General features: G+C 46.4%; 13 protein-coding genes. 7 read left to right on the top strand and 6 right to left on the bottom strand.

The window, feature by feature from the left end; genetic code table 11:
- Positions 1-658: 658 nt before the first annotated feature.
- Positions 659-1,585: an L-lactate dehydrogenase gene (locus tag RXV91_RS14935; RefSeq protein WP_316440497.1), complete on the bottom strand. Its 927-nt coding sequence runs from the start codon at positions 1,583-1,585 to the stop codon at positions 659-661.
- Positions 1,586-1,749: 164 nt separating this feature from the next.
- Between RXV91_RS14935 and RXV91_RS14930 the strand changes: the two genes are divergently transcribed.
- Together RXV91_RS14930 and tagD are read left to right on the top strand one after the other, a co-directional pair.
- Entirely contained in the window at positions 1,750-2,943 is a 1,194-nt protein-coding gene (locus tag RXV91_RS14930; RefSeq protein WP_021732366.1) for an AI-2E family transporter, read from the top strand.
- 52 nt (positions 2,944-2,995) lie between these two features.
- Entirely contained in the window at positions 2,996-3,397 is a 402-nt protein-coding gene (gene tagD, locus RXV91_RS14925) for a glycerol-3-phosphate cytidylyltransferase (RefSeq protein WP_033610093.1), read from the top strand.
- Between the two features lie 165 nt (positions 3,398-3,562).
- Here the strand turns inward: tagD and RXV91_RS14920 are convergent, their stop codons facing one another.
- From RXV91_RS14920 to RXV91_RS14905, 4 genes are all read right to left on the bottom strand, one after another.
- Positions 3,563-4,918: a gluconate:H+ symporter gene (locus RXV91_RS14920; protein ID WP_316440496.1), complete on the bottom strand. Its 1,356-nt coding sequence runs from the start codon at positions 4,916-4,918 to the stop codon at positions 3,563-3,565.
- A gap of 12 nt (positions 4,919-4,930) precedes the next feature.
- A complete protein-coding gene (locus RXV91_RS14915; protein WP_316440495.1) occupies positions 4,931-6,445 on the bottom strand; it encodes an FGGY family carbohydrate kinase in 1,515 nt (504 codons plus the stop codon).
- Positions 6,446-6,460: 15 nt separating this feature from the next.
- Positions 6,461-7,357: a phosphogluconate dehydrogenase (NAD(+)-dependent, decarboxylating) gene (gene gnd, locus RXV91_RS14910; RefSeq protein ID WP_316440494.1), complete on the bottom strand. Its 897-nt coding sequence runs from the start codon at positions 7,355-7,357 to the stop codon at positions 6,461-6,463.
- 171 nt (positions 7,358-7,528) lie between these two features.
- Positions 7,529-8,851 (bottom strand): NAD(P)/FAD-dependent oxidoreductase, encoded by a 1,323-nt coding sequence (locus tag RXV91_RS14905; RefSeq protein ID WP_316440493.1) that lies wholly within the window; start codon positions 8,849-8,851, stop codon positions 7,529-7,531.
- A gap of 298 nt (positions 8,852-9,149) precedes the next feature.
- On the opposite strand from RXV91_RS14905, the gene RXV91_RS14900 reads away from it, so the two are divergent.
- The gene (locus tag RXV91_RS14900; RefSeq protein ID WP_316440492.1) at positions 9,150-10,727 is read left to right on the top strand and encodes a peptide chain release factor 3; all 1,578 of its coding nucleotides are present in this window, start codon (positions 9,150-9,152) and stop codon (positions 10,725-10,727) included.
- A 1,513-nt stretch (positions 10,728-12,240) separates the two neighbouring features.
- Complete coding sequence (locus RXV91_RS14895) at positions 12,241-13,695, top strand: hypothetical protein (protein WP_316440491.1); 1,455 nt, start codon at positions 12,241-12,243, stop codon at positions 13,693-13,695.
- 157 nt (positions 13,696-13,852) lie between these two features.
- On the opposite strand, the gene RXV91_RS14890 is transcribed toward RXV91_RS14895, so the two are convergent.
- Positions 13,853-14,878, bottom strand: a complete 1,026-nt coding sequence (locus tag RXV91_RS14890; RefSeq protein WP_316440490.1) for a MucBP domain-containing protein — start codon at positions 14,876-14,878, stop codon at positions 13,853-13,855.
- 141 nt (positions 14,879-15,019) lie between these two features.
- Between RXV91_RS14890 and RXV91_RS14885 the strand changes: the two genes are divergently transcribed.
- The 3 genes from RXV91_RS14885 to RXV91_RS14875 all read left to right on the top strand — a co-directional run bounded on the left by RXV91_RS14885 (position 15,020) and on the right by RXV91_RS14875 (position 17,353).
- A complete protein-coding gene (locus tag RXV91_RS14885) occupies positions 15,020-15,910 on the top strand; it encodes a LysR family transcriptional regulator (RefSeq protein WP_316440489.1) in 891 nt (296 codons plus the stop codon).
- Positions 15,911-16,127: 217 nt separating this feature from the next.
- Complete coding sequence (locus RXV91_RS14880; protein ID WP_003644203.1) at positions 16,128-16,973, top strand: sulfite exporter TauE/SafE family protein; 846 nt, start codon at positions 16,128-16,130, stop codon at positions 16,971-16,973.
- Positions 16,973-17,353, top strand: a complete 381-nt coding sequence (locus RXV91_RS14875) for a DUF1634 domain-containing protein (protein ID WP_316440488.1) — start codon at positions 16,973-16,975, stop codon at positions 17,351-17,353. The genes RXV91_RS14880 and RXV91_RS14875 overlap by 1 nt, the downstream gene beginning before the upstream one ends.
- Positions 17,354-17,404: the final 51 nt, after the last annotated feature.

Genomic DNA, 17,404 nt, shown 5'->3' with positions numbered 1-17,404 from the left:
AGCATTGTCCCCCAGCCCCTCCGGTCTAAAAGCCTGTGCGGGGTCACGGGTTGAAGCCGAGCACGTTTCGGCGGCTGCTAAAATGGCTGATAAACGTTCACGATCCTTGATACAATTGATTGTGGAATAGTTGTTGTGTGGAACTTTTAGCTAACCATGGTGTTAGTCTGAATCTGATGTTTGAAATACTGAAATATTAGCATGGCAACTAAAAAACGAACTGATTGCAGCTATTGCCAATCCAAATAATCGCATCTTAAGCTGTTGCTGTATATGAAACAACGACTAGTTTAATTAAAGTAGAGACCATCAATAACTGCCATTCAAATACAATCTCGGCTGGAAGGTATTTCTGACAATGCTCAGTGGTGAAATTCCACTTAGCAAGCGTCCTTTGCTTGGTTAGTGGAAGACCAGTATTTGAGACGCGAACTTCGGCTCAAATCTGTGTCCACCACGTTCCAGCAATTGGCAGGAATGCCTGGAAGCCGACGTAGGACGTTCCAACTAAACAAGTTTACACTAATTGAACTGTTTCCAGCAGGTCTAAGTTGGCGGCTTTTAAATTAACTAACGGCATCTTTTTAACCATAATTAATAACAAATTACTAGCAAAACGCGTGTCATCATATATGAGCGCAGTTAACTGAGTATCAGCTTAATCAGTCTGACTTTCCGCATACTTTGTCTTGATGTAATCTGCTGAAACTTGTAATTTCTTTAATTCTTCATCGGTCAGATCCAATTGAACTTGTTCGACGATGCCGTTGCGGCCAACGACTGCTGGATATGAGAGGTAAACGCCGTATTCTTCCCGGAAGTTTGAGACGGGGAGTTCGGTGAGTGCGTCATTTAAGACCGTGGTAGCTAAGCGCACCGCAGCCGTTGCAACGCCGTAACTCGTATACTTTTTACCATGAAAGACCCGGAAGCCACCATCCCGTGATTCGGCATCTAATTTTGCTAAATCCAAGCCGCGTTTGGCCGCTAATTCAGTAATGGGCTGGCCCAGAACTCGGACGGTTGACCAAGCCGTGAATTGAGAATTACCATGTTCGCCTAAGTTGTAGCCGGCCACTGATCGTGAGTCAAGGTGTAAGGCACTGGCAACAGCGCGTTTCATCCGTGCAGAGTCCAGCAGAGTCCCGGTTCCAATCACGTGATTCTTAGGCAAACCAGTAACTGCTTGGTAGATCGAGGTGATGACATCCACGGGATTGGTGATGACAACTAAAATCCCGTTAAAGCCACTCGCTTTGATCTTAGCAGCAACGTCCTTGACTTGTGTGCTGGTGAAGGGCAGTTCAAGAAAGCGGTCGTTAGTTGGTGAATCTTGTAACTTAATATTACCAACGGCTGAAATAATAACGTCGGCATCAACTAGACTGCTATAGTCATTAACGATAATGTTTGTGTGGTAAGGTAAATTGGGCATGGCGTCTTGAAAATCGAGAGCGTCGGCTTCTACTTTGCTATTATTCGTATCAATCAGAACGAGGTCGTCTGCAAATCCGTTGGCAACGATGTAGTGTGCAGCGGTTGAACCGACGTGGCCCATTCCGATGATGGCAATTTTACGTGACATAAATAAAAACTCCTTTAAAAGTTTATCGTTCATTAATTAAATTACCATTATTCTCATTGATTTTAAATAGAATTTGTGAGAAACTTCAAAATCGTATTCGAATGAATTGAAATAGGGTATAATTAACGCATTATATGGTTGTATCAGGAAAGGGAGGAGCGCGAGTGTTTAAGCGCCTAAAAGATTCGGCCTTGTTATTTTGGTCACTTGAGATTTTAATTGTAGCGACCTTAATCTGGGTCTGCACGAACATTGGCTTTTTATTTCAGCCGATTGGCACCTTTTTAAGTGTCGTGTTCATGCCAATTGTGATTTCAGGATTTTTATTTTATATGTTGAATCCCTTAGTCAAATTATTGACGAAGGTTCATTATAAGAAGTTTCGAATTTCGCGAACCGGGGCCGTTGCGATTGTGTTTGTGCTATTATTTGGCCTATTAGCGTGGGGGGCCGTTTCCTTGTTGCCACGGTTAGTCAGTCAGGTCACCCAACTGATTTATAACTTGCCAAGCATTGCGACTGAAATGCAAAAGGCCGCGACTAAGATGATCAACAATAGTTCGGTGTTGCAAAAAATCGACATCTCTTCTTATACTAAGCAGTTTAATGGGGAGATCAGTAAGTACGCCCAGAACTTTTTGTCATCATTGTCAAGCAGTGTTGTGACCGTGATTTCCACGGTGACGAGCGTGACAATCATGGCGATTACGATTCCAGTCGTGTTGTTCTACATGTTGAAAGATAGTGAAAAGTTCATCCCAGCCATTAGTCGGTTCTTGCCTAAGAAGCAACGGCCCGAAGTCATTGGTTTATTACAAAAGATGGGCGATACGATTTCAAGTTACATTAGTGGTCAAGTGATCGAATGTCTATTCGTGGGGACATTTACGGCCATCGGTTATATGCTAATTTCCCAGCCATACGGGTTATTACTCGGGGTGATTGCTGGGTTAACGAATATTATTCCATATGTTGGTCCGTACATTGGGATTGCGCCATCATTAATTGTGGCGTTTACCAAGTCACCGATGCAGGTAGTGTACGTAGTCATTGTGGTGGTGATCGTGCAACAGGTTGATGGTAACTTGATCTACCCGAACATTATTGGGCGAACACTCAAGATTCATCCGTTGACAATTATTATTTTGTTGCTGGCGGCGGGAAATATTGCCGGTATTTTGGGCATGATCCTGGCGATTCCATTCTATGCCGTGGTACGGACCGTGGTCGTGTACCTCTATAATATTGCCGAGTTACGTAATGAGGAGCACTTGCGTAAGCAAACAACGGTCTATCAACCACAACCACCCAAAGCGACTAAGGCTGATTTGACGGCGAACTCAAAATTAAAGAAGTAACCTGTGCTATAATGGGTGAATTAATCTTGAACGCGTCACAAGGAGTGATTTTTTGAAGAAAGTAATTACGTACGGGACATTTGATTTGTTGCACAAGGGTCATATCCGGTTACTCAAGCGTGCACGCGCTTTGGGTGATCATTTGACGGTGTGCGTCTCAACCGACGAGTTTAATGCCGAAAAGGGAAAGCATGCGTATACGTCGTATGAAGACCGCAAGTATATTCTACAGGCGATTCGCTATGTTGACGAAGTGTTACCTGAGAAAAGCTGGGATCAGAAAATTAGTGATGTCGTCGATAATGATATTGACGTTTTCGTGATGGGAGACGATTGGCGCGGTAAGTTCGACTTTTTGAAAGATTACTGTGAGGTTGTCTATCTACCCCGCACCGCGGGTATTTCATCAACGCGTATCAAGCATGATTTAGGTAGTCATCTAGATGAACAGTAGCATCGTTTGACATTGAATTAAGCGACTATCAAATACCGTCGTTACTCAGCAAGTGGATTGCGAGTAACGACGGTATTTGATTTAGTGCCGGTTTAAGCTGACATAATGGTTAACTTGTTACCAGATTAACTGATATGTAGCTGTCACCAGGCCGGACTTATAGATTTAATGGAAAATAGCATTTAAGGCCAACACGCCACCGAGACCACAGAAGGCAATAATGGTTTCCAACATAGTCCACGTGAGCAAAGTCTGCTTGACGGTTAGGTCGAAATATTCTCGGAACATCCAGAAGCCAGCATCGTTAACGTGTGAAGCGGCGACACTCCCAGACCCGATGGCAATTACCATTAAGGCCGGATCGATACCTGCTTGAGTCATTAATGGGGCAACCAGACCGGCTGCAGTTAAGGCTGCGACGGTCGCTGAACCGAGTGAGACCCGCAAGATGACGGCGACTAACCAACCTAAAATCAGTGGTGAGATGCTGCTGCCGCTAAATAACTGGGCAACAGCTTTGCCGACACCACCATCGATTAGAATCTGCTTGAAGGCCCCACCACCACCAATGATTAGGAGCAGCATGGCGATTGACTTTGTAGCATCTTCAATAGTGGCTGTCATCGCTTTATTGGTCTTGTGTTGATGAATCCCCATAGACCAAAGTGCGAATAAGAGTGAAATCAGCATGGCGATACCTGGGGCCCCAATCAAACGGATGATTTGATCCGTTGTTGAGGGGTTCTTAGGTGTGACACCATGGTCGACGACCAATTCATAGACAGTAGTGATCGTCATTAAAATCACGGGGAACAAAGCAGTCAATACACTCAGACCAAAGCTCGGTGCTTCGGATACTTTGAATTGCCGTTTACTACTGTTGAGCGGTAAGTGCGGTTTGGCAGCGAAGGCTTCCGGCACCATTTTTTGTGCCCACCGTGAAAAGAGCGGGCCCGCAATATAGACAGTGGGGATCGCGATAATAATCCCAAATAATAACACGTGCCCAACGTTGGCATTTAACGTAGTTGCAATGGCCGTTGGTGCCGGGTGGGGTGGTAAGAAGCCATGAGTGACGGATAGGGCCGCCCCCATCGGTATTCCTAGGTAGAGAACTGGAACTTGGGCTTCAATGGCGATGGCAAAGACGATTGGGATCAATAAGACGATACCAACTTCAAAGAATAGTGCGATCCCAATAATAAAGGATGCGATCACAATGGCAATTTGTAGACGTTTGCGACCAAAGATATCAATCAACGTGGTCGAAATTGTATACGCACCACCAGCATCTGCCACTAAGCGGCCAAGCATCGCGCCGAAGCCAAAGACGAGGGCCAATTCACCGAGCTGTCCGCCAATGCCGTTTTGGATACTAGTCGCAATCTTTGTTAGGGGCATTCCTAGACCGATCCCGACGACAACCGCCGTAACGATCAAGGCGATATAAGTATTCAATTTGAACTTAATAATGAGAATTAATAATAATAAAATGCCGAGTGTCAGAACAACGAATGGCATGATGGTCACTTCCTAACGGTTTAAAGTTGCAATTTCATGGTATAAAGGTACTAATTGCGCCGTAACGTGGTCAAAGACGACTTGATGTTGATGATAGCGTTCGTGGTTGACGGCATTAGGTTGATACGTTTCGGTAGCCCCAATCATGGCATGAATGGCATTTAAATCATCAATGTGGCCAAGTGCTTTTAAACCAATAACCGCAGCTGCCAAGCAGGAACTCTCAAAACTAGCCGGAATTGTGATTGGTTGGCCTAAGACGTCCGTTAAGATTTGACGCCAGAGACTTGAACGTGCAAAGCCCCCGGTCGCCCGAATCGCGTGAACGGGTTCGGCAGCGGCGGTCAGTTGTAAGACGGTGTTCAAGTTCATCACGATGCCTTCCAAAACAGCCCGGGCAATGTCAGCTTTGCTCGTCGTGGTCGTCACTCCGAGCAAAGAACCGCGCGCATCGGCATTCCAGAGTGGTGCCCGTTCGCCACTTAAGTATGGGTGGAATAATAGGCCATGGGCACCGACGGGAACGGTCGCGGCAAGCGCTGTCAATTGATCATAAGGATCTTGTTGATTAGCACGGGCCGTTTGACTTTCCGTGGTAAATAGTTCGTCGCGAACCCAGCGAAAGACTTGGCCACCGTTGTTGATCGGTCCACCGACAATCCAGTGATGGGGGGCGACGTAGTAACAAAATAGACGTCCCTCGGGATCTAAGTACGGCTGCTTAGTCATCACACGCACTGCCCCAGAAGTACCGATCGTAATAGCTGCGACACCGGGTTCATCGGCACCAACGCCTAAGTTAGAGAGGGCACCATCGCTGGCTCCCATGATGATTTTAGTGCGGGCTGTCAAGCCAAGGGCTGTAGCGGCGTCAGGAGTTAGACCATCAATCACGGCATCAGTATCAACTAACGGTGGCAGTTGAGTTCGGGTGATGTGAGCATAGTCTAGAGCAATTGGTTCCCAGTCAAAATTATAAAGGTTGAATAAACCAGTGGCGTTAGCCATCGAATAATCCATTTGAAGTTGACCAGTCATTAAGTAAATCACGTACTCTTTGATGCCGACCACGTGGCCAGTTTGTGCAAGTAATTCGGGTTCATGGTGAGCCAGCCAGTGTAATTTGACGAGTGGACTCATCGGGTGAATCGGCGTTCCTGTGAGGTGATAAAGCTGGTCACCGAGTGGTTGCGCCTTCAACTTGGCCGCGTCCTGGGCCGCACGATTATCTGCCCAAGTGATGACTCGGGTCAGCGGTTGCTTGTTGTCATCTAGCAAGATCAAACTGTGCATGGCGGATGAGAAGGCGATACCTTCGATTTCGGCAACATCAATGCCAGCGCTCACTTGATGAATCGTTTGTTGGACCGCCCGCCAGATTTCACGGGGGTCTTCTTCAGCCGTCGTAACGGTATCGTGATAGAGTGGGTAGCCAACGTTGGCACTCGCAATTACGTGCCCTTGATGATCGTATAAGACAGACTTGGTACTAGTCGTTCCTAAATCAGTTCCAATTAAATAAGTCATGGTGCTAGGTTCCTCCTATTCGTGATCGACAGCGTGACCGCCAAATTCGTTGCGTAACGCAGCGACAACTTTACCAGTGAAGGTATCGTCAGTCTCTGAACGATAACGCATCATTAAGGCCATCGCAATAACGGGAGTCGCAACTCGTTGATCCAAGGCAGTGTCTAAGGTCCAACGACCTTCTCCGGAAGAATGCATGACGCCCTTGATTTCGTCTAAGTTGCCATCCTTGCTGAAGGCATCTTCTGCGAGGCCCATGAGCCAGCTGCGAATAACTGAGCCGTTATTCCACATCTTAGCAACGGCGGCGTTGTCGTAAGTGAACTGGCTATGCTGTAAAACATCAAAGCCTTCACCTATTGCTGCCATCATACCATATTCGATTCCGTTATGGACCATCTTCAAGTAGTGACCACTACCAGTAGGGCCGGTGTACAAATAACCATCGGGAGCAGCGATTGCTTTAAAGATTGGTTCAACTATTTTGAAGATAGCGAGATCTCCACCAATCATGAAATTACCGTTTTGCCGCGCGCCAGCTTGACCACCGGAAGTACCGACGTCTAAAAAGTTGATATGGTGCGTAGCTAATTGTTCGCCATGGCGAATGCTATCTTGATAGTGCGAGTTACCACCGTCAAGGACGATGTCACCGGCACTGAGCATAGTTGTTAGTTGATCAATGACATTAGTTGTTGCTTTGCCCGCGGGGACCATGATCCAAACAATCCGGGGTGTTGGTAATTGATCAAGCAAATGACTGAGATCAGTTGCCGTTGCGAGCCCCTGATTGGAAGCGGTCTGGAGATTGTATGGATTTAAATCCATACCGACGGGCGTGTGTCCGTTGTCTTGCATATTTAATGCCAAGTTCATACCCATTTTTCCTAAGCCAATCAATCCTAATTTCATAATGAAACCCCTCTTTTAATTGAAAATTATAAGTGCTTTTTGTATTCGCTTACATTGTAATAAAATTATTTACATAAATCAACCTTATATTTGTAAAATATTTTCACGTTCAGCCAAATAATGGCAACTAAGCCCAATTTGACAGGCCTAGTTGCCATGTGGAAATTTTTGTTAAATTGCTGACCAAACTGCCGCGCCGATACTTGGGAAGAGGGTGACTAGTTGTTCACGTTGTGCCGGAGTCAGTTGATATTGAATAGCTGGTAACAACGTATTGATGGTGTTTTCAGCCTGTTCACCTAATTCGGCTGCACCAATTAAGCGTTGTTCGCTATCGGTGACAAGTAGGTTATGGCCCACCACGTCGCGCGTAGTTTGTCGGAACCAGTCGTCTTTTAGATCATTGACGGTGACCGTTACGTCACTGGTTGTATCGGTCGGAATGGTGCCGACTTGGGCTAGGCGTGGTGACGTAAAGACGACTGATGGAATGGCCGGATACTTGATGGGGGCGGTGGTATCGCCCGTAAACAAGTGGGTCAGATATTGTGACTCGAAGATGGCCGTCGGGGTCAGTTTCGGTTGGTCCTTAGCAAGGACGTCACCAGAAGCGTAGATCCCAGCAACACTCGTTTGTAAATGGTCATCAACGGTAATACCGGCGGCGGTGTAATCGACACCAATCTTTTCAAGGCCTAAGTTGGCTGTGTTCGGTTGGCGACCGGTAGCATCTAAGATCCAATCAGTTGTAACCGTATCATCGTCACTGATCACAGCTAATTGATCACCTGCAGGCTGGATGGCCGTCGGAATCCATTCCCGTTTGAGGTTCAAGCCCTGGTCAACGAGCTTGGCCAGTAGTCGCTCAACAAAGGGTTGGTGGAAACTACGGAGCGCTTGATCGCCACGCATCAGGAGCGTAACTTGACTGCCCGCGGTCAACGCCATGTTGGCAAATTCAAGACCGATGTAGCCGGCACCAATTACCGTAATGTGATGCGGTAAAGTCGTTAAGTTCAAAAAGTCATTACTATCATGAGCGAGGTCGGACCCTGGAATATCGAGGCGGTGAGGGTGCTGACCCGTTGCAATGACGATCTTATCAGCGGTGTATGTCTTATCCGCTACTTGGACCGTGTGGGTATCGACAAAGGTACCATGGCCATGAATAAGCGTGACGCCAGCGCCGGTCATTAACCCGGCAATCATATCCGGTAAGCCTTCAATGACGGCCCGTTCGTGTTCGAAGTTCGCTTGCCAGTCGATCGTTGGTTCACCGGTCAGACCGTAGCCTTGAAAGTTGGCAACTTGGCTTTTTAACGCAACTGGCTGGTCTAAGGTGATTTTGGCATTGCAACCGCGGTTGGGACAGGTACCACCAATCAGATCAGTTTCGATGACGGCTACTTTTTGACCACGTGCCGCTAACGGAATGGCCCCGTCAAAAGTACCGTGACCACTACCTAAATATAAAACATCAAATTTTTCTGACATATTAAAATCCTCCTCGTTCCCAAGTGACACTTAATTTAAAAACAAATACATTGTACACAACTTAATTTGCGATGCCAAATAGAATGCAACATTAATTTAGTTCGATGGTATGTAAAACGGTTACAAATAGATGATAACGACTTAGTAAGGTGAATTCGCAATGAATCATCGTAAGATAATGGGTGGTACTGGATTTTTTAGTCAAATATCAGTAAAATATATAAGGCTATGTTTTTTTACGGTGGGACGGTACCACCGTGCACGTTGAATATACAGGTTATGATGAAAGGAATTTTTAATGAATAAGACAGAACTAACCGCCGCGGTCAATACCCGGCGTACCTTTGCGATTATTTCTCACCCGGATGCCGGGAAAACGACCATTACGGAACAGATGTTATTGTTTGGTGGTGTCGTTCGTCAGGCCGGTACGGTCAAAGCCCGTAAAAGCGGGAACTTTGCTAAGTCTGACTGGATGGAAATCGAAAAGAAGCGGGGCATCTCAGTGACGAGTTCCGTGATGCAATTCGATTACGATGGTAAACGGATCAACATCTTGGATACCCCCGGACATGAGGATTTCTCGGAAGACACTTACCGGACGTTGATGGCGGTCGATTCCGCTGTCATGGTCATTGACTCGGCTAAGGGGATCGAACCACAAACGAAGAAGTTATTCCAAATTTGTAAGATGCGGGGCATTCCGATCTTTACGTTCATGAACAAGTTGGACCGTGATGGTCGCGAACCATTGGATCTGTTGAACGAAGTCGAAGAAGTCTTAGGGATTGAGACGTATCCAATGAACTGGCCAATGGGCATGGGTAAGGGACTGAAGGGCTTATATGATCGTTATAATCATCGTGTCGAACTTTATCATAATGAAGCTCATGGTGAGACGTTCTTACCATTAGATGACAATGGCGAACTTGATCCTAGCAATGAATTAACGAATGATAGTATTTATCGCGACACGTTAGAGGAAGTTGAATTGATCAACGAGGCCGGCAATGACTTTGACGAAGCTAAGGTCATGGCTGGAGATATGACGCCGGTCTTCTTCGGCTCAGCCCTGACTAATTTTGGGGTCGAGACGTTCTTGAAGACTTATCTCCAGTATGCGCCTAAACCAGCGGCTCATAAGACGCGCGATGATCAAGTGATTCAACCAACTGATGATGAATTTGCCGGTTTTGTCTTCAAGATTCAAGCGAACATGAATCCAAATCACCGTGATCGGATCGCCTTTGTCCGTATCTGTTCTGGCGAGTTTGACCGGGGGATGGACGTGGTCTTGCAGCGAACTGGCAAGAAAATGCGGTTGAATAATTCAACGCAATTCATGGCCGATACCCGTGAAACGGTGGAAACTGCCGTTGCTGGCGATATCGTCGGCCTCTACGACACAGGTAACTTCCAAATTGGAGACACGATTTACGCGGGCAAAAATGCGGTTCAATTCGAAAAATTACCACAATTTACACCAGAATTGTTCATGCGGGTCACGGCCAAGAACGTGATGAAGCAAAAGTCTTTCCACAAAGGAATCGAACAACTGGTTCAAGAAGGGGCCGTGCAATTGTACACGTCATATTCAACGGGTGACTACATTCTCGGGGCGGTCGGTCAATTGCAATTTGAAGTCTTCAAATTCCGGATGCAAAATGAATATAATTCGGAAGTTGTCATGGAACCGATGGGTAGCAAGACGGCCCGGTGGATTGATCCTGAACAATTGGACGAAAAGATGTCCAGTTCACGGAACTTATTAGTCAAGGATCGCTACGGTGCACCACTCTTCTTATTTGAAAATGCCTTCGCGGAACGTTGGTTTGCGGATAAGTATCCGGATGTCAAGCTGACATCGAAGCTGTAGGATCTAGCTAATAATTGCCGGATTTGAGTTAATCGAGATAAGCCACTTTCTGGCGCACGTTTCGACAATATTGTATAGAAAGATTGTCTCGGTTTCTTGAGACGAACCAGCCCTTGTCAAGTTGACAGATGAAATAATATAATTTTGTGCTTCACTAAACGGCCTTATTCCAGTATTCTGCTGGGGTAAGGCCGTTTTTTTGCTGATGAACGGTCTCGGTTGCTGAATATAGTTGGATACCTTCTTCAACTAATTGCACTTAGAACCGGTCTGGTTTCAAGTTGGAACTAACGGAACCATTTGATTGTGTGTTAATACCAAGCTGTTATCAACACATGAGACGTTTGTGCTAGTTACTGTTTGGGATAAATCATGATTAAAACGTGCTGGTTAGGTGGTTTGTTGTTCGTCCTATGCCGACCTCCAGGGCTGGGTGCCAATTGCTGGAACGCAGCCGACGTCGATTTGAGCTAACGCACGGCCCGCGTCATCTCAAATACGAGTCTTATTCTAAGCCGGAAGAAGGTCACTTCCAGCTAAGAATAATTTGGCTACTGAGCATTGTCACCCAGCCCCTACGGTCTAAAAAAGTGTGAGGGGCCGGGTTGAAGCCGAGCATTGGCTGGCCAACGGATTAATGTGGTCTTGGCATTAGTTCGTTGGCGTAGCAAGCACAGGCTTCAGTGGCACCGAGCACGTTTCGGTAAGCCGCTCGAATGGCGGATGAACGGCCACTTAACTTGGTACAATTGCTGGTTGTATATTCTGATATTGGAACTTCAATTGAACACTAAGTTATCATTGGCTATTTTTTAATACTAGTATCGTGATTTAGAATCAGACAAACTATCACAATAGCATTATTAGTCTGACAGTTGAATGACAAAATTACTGATCGTGAAAAGCAACGACTAGTTCATCAAAAAGTTGGGTACGTCTATGTCAGCCATTCGAATACCATCCCGACTGGAAGGCGTTTCTGCCAATGTTCAGCACTTCAAGAGTGTGAGGTCCAACCGGGTTGGGTTGAGGATTAGCCTAGCGATGTTGCTAAGCGGGTGGTCTTCCCCGATTGGCAATATTGTGTAGCTAACCGCAGACCCAGGTTGGCCCGAACACGTTTCGACAATATTGCATGCCTATGGAAGACCAGTATTTAAGACGTGGTCTTCGGCTTAAATCTGTGTCCACCGCGCTCCAGCAATTGGCAGAAATGCCTGGAGGTCGGCGTAGGACGCAGTTAATTAGGCAGGTTTACGCTAACTCGAATTGTTTCCAGCGGGCCAAAGCTGGGTGCTTTTGACCTTAGCTGTTTGGCACGTTTTAATTATGATTCATGATAGATTAATTAGCACAACGCGTGGGCTACTGATCACTGCTCACAAGTGGCTGTCATATGTACTTGGATGTGACCATATTGTTGTAAATTCACCATGTAAACCAACATTGCCATTCTACTAACTTATTAGAATTACGATACAATCGACCTGCAACTCATATTGTGTAGGGGGCGATGAGAGTGAGATTAAGAGGGCGCTGGTTATTGGGACTATTATTAGGGATGGGGTTATGGGGTGAAATAACGGTGCAAGCGGCGACTGACATGGTTCGTTGGCCGGTGGTACAAAGCTTGACCCCTCGTAATTGTGAACTCAAAGCTAAACAAACCCGACTATATCAACTAAATTATGCAACCATGCAAGTTACGCCACGCGGGATTGCCCGGACTACTAAAAAATGGCAACGAACTGGGCAAGTGATGCTAACCCAAAACGGTCGGCTAGTGACTTACTGGCAAGTACATCAGCTACGCTCTAATCAATCCGGTTGGGTCCTAGCCGCCAATGTTCAAGTAACCGGGGCGCGTGCTAATGATATTGTCATGCCTAAGCGACAACCAATGCATCCAGTGACTCAGTATCAACAAGTAGCTGCGGTAACTAAAACGGTGGCTAAAACCAGCTATTTGTCACTGAAAGGTGCGGGCCGTTACACTACCAACCGGATTTTATTCCACCCAACGGCTGCGTACGTGGCAACGCAGGGAATGCAAAGCCGACCAGACAAGTTGATGCAAAGTGGCGGCTACCGCGACCATTATCATTTTAAAACGGCGCTATATTTGCCCCAACAACTGGGAAGCCGGCCGCTAAATGACCCTCAGAGTGCGACCTTTTCAGCTGATAACCGCTACTTGTACGTTATGTACGTCAATGATCAGCAAGTTGCGGGTGCCAATCAGACTGGGTGGGTCGTACGCTATGATTGGCAACGATTGATGGCTTTAGGTGCAGGAGAGTCAGGTAAGATGTCGATGTTAAGGGTGGCAGCGGCCCACCAATTTGATGGGACCATGACGGCCTTTGACCGGCGAGTATTGGCTGCCATTGAAGTAGGACCGGAATTTACGGCGGGACATGTGCAATCCCTGGCTCTGAATCCCAAAACGAACGAACTTTGGTTTATTGCATCTACAACACGTAATCACTTAGCGAGCGTTGCCCGATTAAATCCACAATCATTAACGCCGGATCTCAAGATTGCTTTCACAGCGGGTGGCGGGCGCCTAGGTGACGAACTAACTTTTGATCGCGCCGGTCGGGCCTATTACTGGACCCATGCGAGCCAGTTGCGCAATGGAAAAGTTAATCTTTATCGGGGGACTATTAGTCCGTCGACCGGTGTGCACTTTGAACAAGTGTCACAAGGACTGGCTAATAATCCCGGCTTTTTTGCACAGTCGATGGGCTATAATGAGGTAACGGGCCGCTTATATCTCGTTGCTGATGAGAGCATTACGTCTATTCCGGCGGCTCAATTGGGTCATTTGACGGCTAGTCAGGTCGGCGAGGCTAATTTTGCTGGTGATCGTGAATTTGAAGGGTTAGTTTTCATGCATCGTAAAGATGTGGGCTTCTTGCTGACGAATCGTGGGATTGAAATGATGCGGATTGTCGTTGATAAGTAGCCGTTTAAGCATATAAAATCGCCATCATCTAGACATAGTGTGTGCTAGTCCCTGTCAATCTTAAGAGGACTATAGTAGCGAAACTAGATGGTGGCGATTTTTAAGTTGGTTTAAAATAGCGAGAAGACTATTGAGCAAACTATTAATGCCGTGGATCTTAAGCAAATGGTGGATCTAATTTAGTTAAGTAGCGACCAGGCAAGTAACCTTGGTCCTGAAGTCGATACCAGACAACGCCATTATCATCAGCCATCCGTTCAATAAGGTTGACGGTGTCGCCATGGCTCACAGTGGTTAAGTAACGACCATACGGCTCAATGTAGGTATGAACCTGTTTGCCGGGGACAAAGCTGACAACGCCGGTCTGCCGCACGGGGCGTTGATTTTGTACGCGATAGCCGGCTGGTAGTTTGAGCAATAAATTATCACCCGTGGTTAACTGTAGATGGGTCTCTGGAATCCACTGGTCATCACCAATCGCATACCAAGTTTCATGGGTGACTAGGCGCACTCGCATGTACGTTTTGTAAGTACTACCGGGTTGGAGCTTAGTTAAGTAGTTGGTTGTAGTTGCCCCAGGATAAGGGTAGACGGCAGTCAACTGATTAATTTGGATAAAACCAGTACTGAGGTCCGTTTGCTGCCAGTTTTGATTACGGTAGAAGAAGAGCACTGTTTTTGAGGTGGTCGTGTATTCACCGGTGACGTCCCCAACGGATCGGAGCAGTTTAAAACCAGCGACAGTTGGCGCGGTGACTTCGTATGGGGTTCCTAATTGCCCCCGGTACATTGTGGGCCGACCAATCAGCTCGCGTCGATCAATATCGTAGGCGTACATCCAGATTGGTTGGCCGGCTTGACGCTCGTAAGTTAACGTAATGCTAGCTTGCGGTGCTGTAAACCAACGGGTCAGGCCTTCAATATGGACGAGATGATAACCAGCAATATTAACGGCTGGTAAGTGAATTTCTTCACCGATAGTTCCAGCAATCATATCGGCAGCCTGTAATTCGTTACCGTTTTGGTCAAGGTGATGGACAAGAATTAGCGCTTCCGTTTGGTTAACAGCGGGAGTCGCAGTATCTTGAGCGGTAATCGCCCGTGGCGTGGCGGTTGTTTCGTCAACGACTTCTGTGCTATTTAAGGCTTGTAGCATATTTTTGAGCCGATCGAGAAATGACACGTGACCACTCCTTTCATTAATAAATTAATTATCACTAGTATAACGCATTCACGACAGTTCTGGCACGTCTTAAATAAAATGTAAAATACCGGCTTGGTAAGACGTGTATACTGATATTTAATTACAGGGGGGCGCTAACGGATGAACTTGAAACAATTACAATATTTTTTGGCAGTTGCAGAAGAGGGCCAAATGACGGCCGCTGCCAAGCGATTACATGTTGCACAGCCACCGTTGAGTTATCAGATCAAGCAATTAGAACTGGAACTGGGAGTCACACTCTTCAATCGGTTGCCGCAAGGTGTGACGGTCACCGAGGCCGGCAAATTATTGGTGGGCTATGCACAGCAGCTTACCCAACTATCGGCGACGGCGGAAAATAAGGTGCGTGCCTTGGCGCATGGTATTACGGGGACCATTAATCTGGGCACGGTGTCATCGTCGGCAGGGGTGATACCCAATCCAGCACTATTAAAGTGGTTGGCTCAACATTCAGACGTGCAATTAGCCATTACAGAAGGCAATACGTATGAATTGTTAGATGATTTACATAAGCGGTTACTGGACGTGGCGGTGTTACGAACGCCGTTTAACGCGCAGCATTTAGTCTGTCGTTACTTTTCCGCAGAACGGATGGCGGCGGTTATTCCTATGCGATATACTCAGTTTGAAAAGCGTCGGCAGTTACGATTAAGCGACCTCGCAACGTTACCATTGATCAAATACCGACGTTTTAACGAATTATTTCACGTTGCTTTTCTGGAAGCGTCGGTTACGCCAACCTATATTATGACTTGCGATGATGCCCGGACGGCGATGCACTGGGCGAACCATCAAGTAGGCGTTGCCCTAGTTCCCCGTTCATTAGCGGAAACGTATGACGGTGGTGATGTCTTGATTCGTTCATTAGCTGATCATCGTTTTGAGACGCGGCTTGCCTTGACGACTACGACTGAAGCATTGGCAACACCATTAGTAGCTGGTTTGATGGCGCAATTTAAGCAGGCACAATCGCTAGACGAGTTTAATTAATTTGTTATCTAAAAATTTAATCGCAAAAAAGACTAATTCCTGATTTAACGGTATTGTTAGCGCTTACTGTGGGGATAAACCGTTAGATAACTTGGATGCTTAATTATCGCTAAAGCCTTTCATATCAGTCAGCACCGCGCCTTCATTGAATAATTAGATGTGGTCTCCATTAAATGGTACACTAACAGTTGAAACTTAAAGGGTGAAGGTGAATGCAATGATTTATTCGTTAGGTCTGATGCTCGGTGTTGGGGTAATTGCCGGGATTTTTGGGGCCATTTTAGGTATCGGTGGGGGGATGATTGTCACGCCGATTTTGACACTGGGTCTGGGGTTAGATATTAAGTATGCGATTGGGGCTAGTATTATTGCCGTGATTGCAACGAGTTCTGGTTCCACGATTGCTTATTTACGTGATGAGATGTTGAACTTACGGGTTGCCATGTTTCTTGAAATTGCGACTACGGTTGGCGCCGTCCTCGGTGCGGTACTGACTGGGGTACTGAACGCGACTTTCTTATATTTTTTATTTGGTGCGCTATTAGTGTTTACTACGTACAATATGATTCGCAAGTTAATGAGTAAGAACGGTGAATTGCCATCAGTCAAAGACGACAAGTTAGCAACGCAGCTGAATTTGAATGGGACTTATTATGATAAGGCACTGAATAAGCAAGTTGATTATCAGGTTGAGAATGTTCCCGGTGGGTTTTCCATGATGTTCGGGGCCGGCTTTGCCAGTGGTCTGCTCGGGATTGGGAGTGGTGCTTTCAAAGTACTCGCCATGGATACGATTATGCATATGCCGCTCAAACCATCATCAGCGACTTCTAACCTGATGATGGGCGTGACGGCGGCGGCGAGCGCGATGGTCTACTTCTTTAATGGCTCAATCAAGCCCGGGATCGCGGCGCCGCTGGCAATCGGCATCATCGTGGGGGCTTTAATTGGCTCACGGATTATGACGCGACTCAAGCCACGGCTGATTCGGATGATCTTTGTACCGGTAATGCTTTATTTAGGGATTCAAATGATTGCTAAGGGATTCGGGGTGACGATCTAATGGATAATCAAAAACCAACTAAAGCCCAAGAAATGCATGCCGTTGAAATGATGATTGGTTATATTTTAAGAATTGGTGTCATCGTGTCAGCGATTGTGATCATTATTGGGATGCTTCTGATGTTAATTGAAGGCAATGGCGGCTACGCGAATGGTATGGAACCGCACACGGTTGCTGATATTTTAGCCGGCATTGTGGCACTTAAACCGTATGCCGTGATTATGTTAGGTCTATTTCTATTGATTTTAACGCCAACATTGCGGGTCGCCGTTTCGATTTACGCTTTTGCAGTAGAAAAAGATCATCTATATGTTTGGATTACGACGGTAGTTCTGATTATTTTAATTGTCGCGTCGGTGATTGGCTATTTAGGTAATTAGACCTAAATTAGGTGTTTGAAAGTGTCCCGGTGATTCAAGTTTTAAGGTTGA

Source organism: Lactiplantibacillus sp. DA1 (genome assembly GCF_032681335.1).
GTDB lineage: Bacteria > Bacillota > Bacilli > Lactobacillales > Lactobacillaceae > Lactiplantibacillus.
The sequence above is the reverse complement of the archived record's forward strand: the minus strand, read 5'-3'. Positions and strand labels throughout refer to the sequence as shown.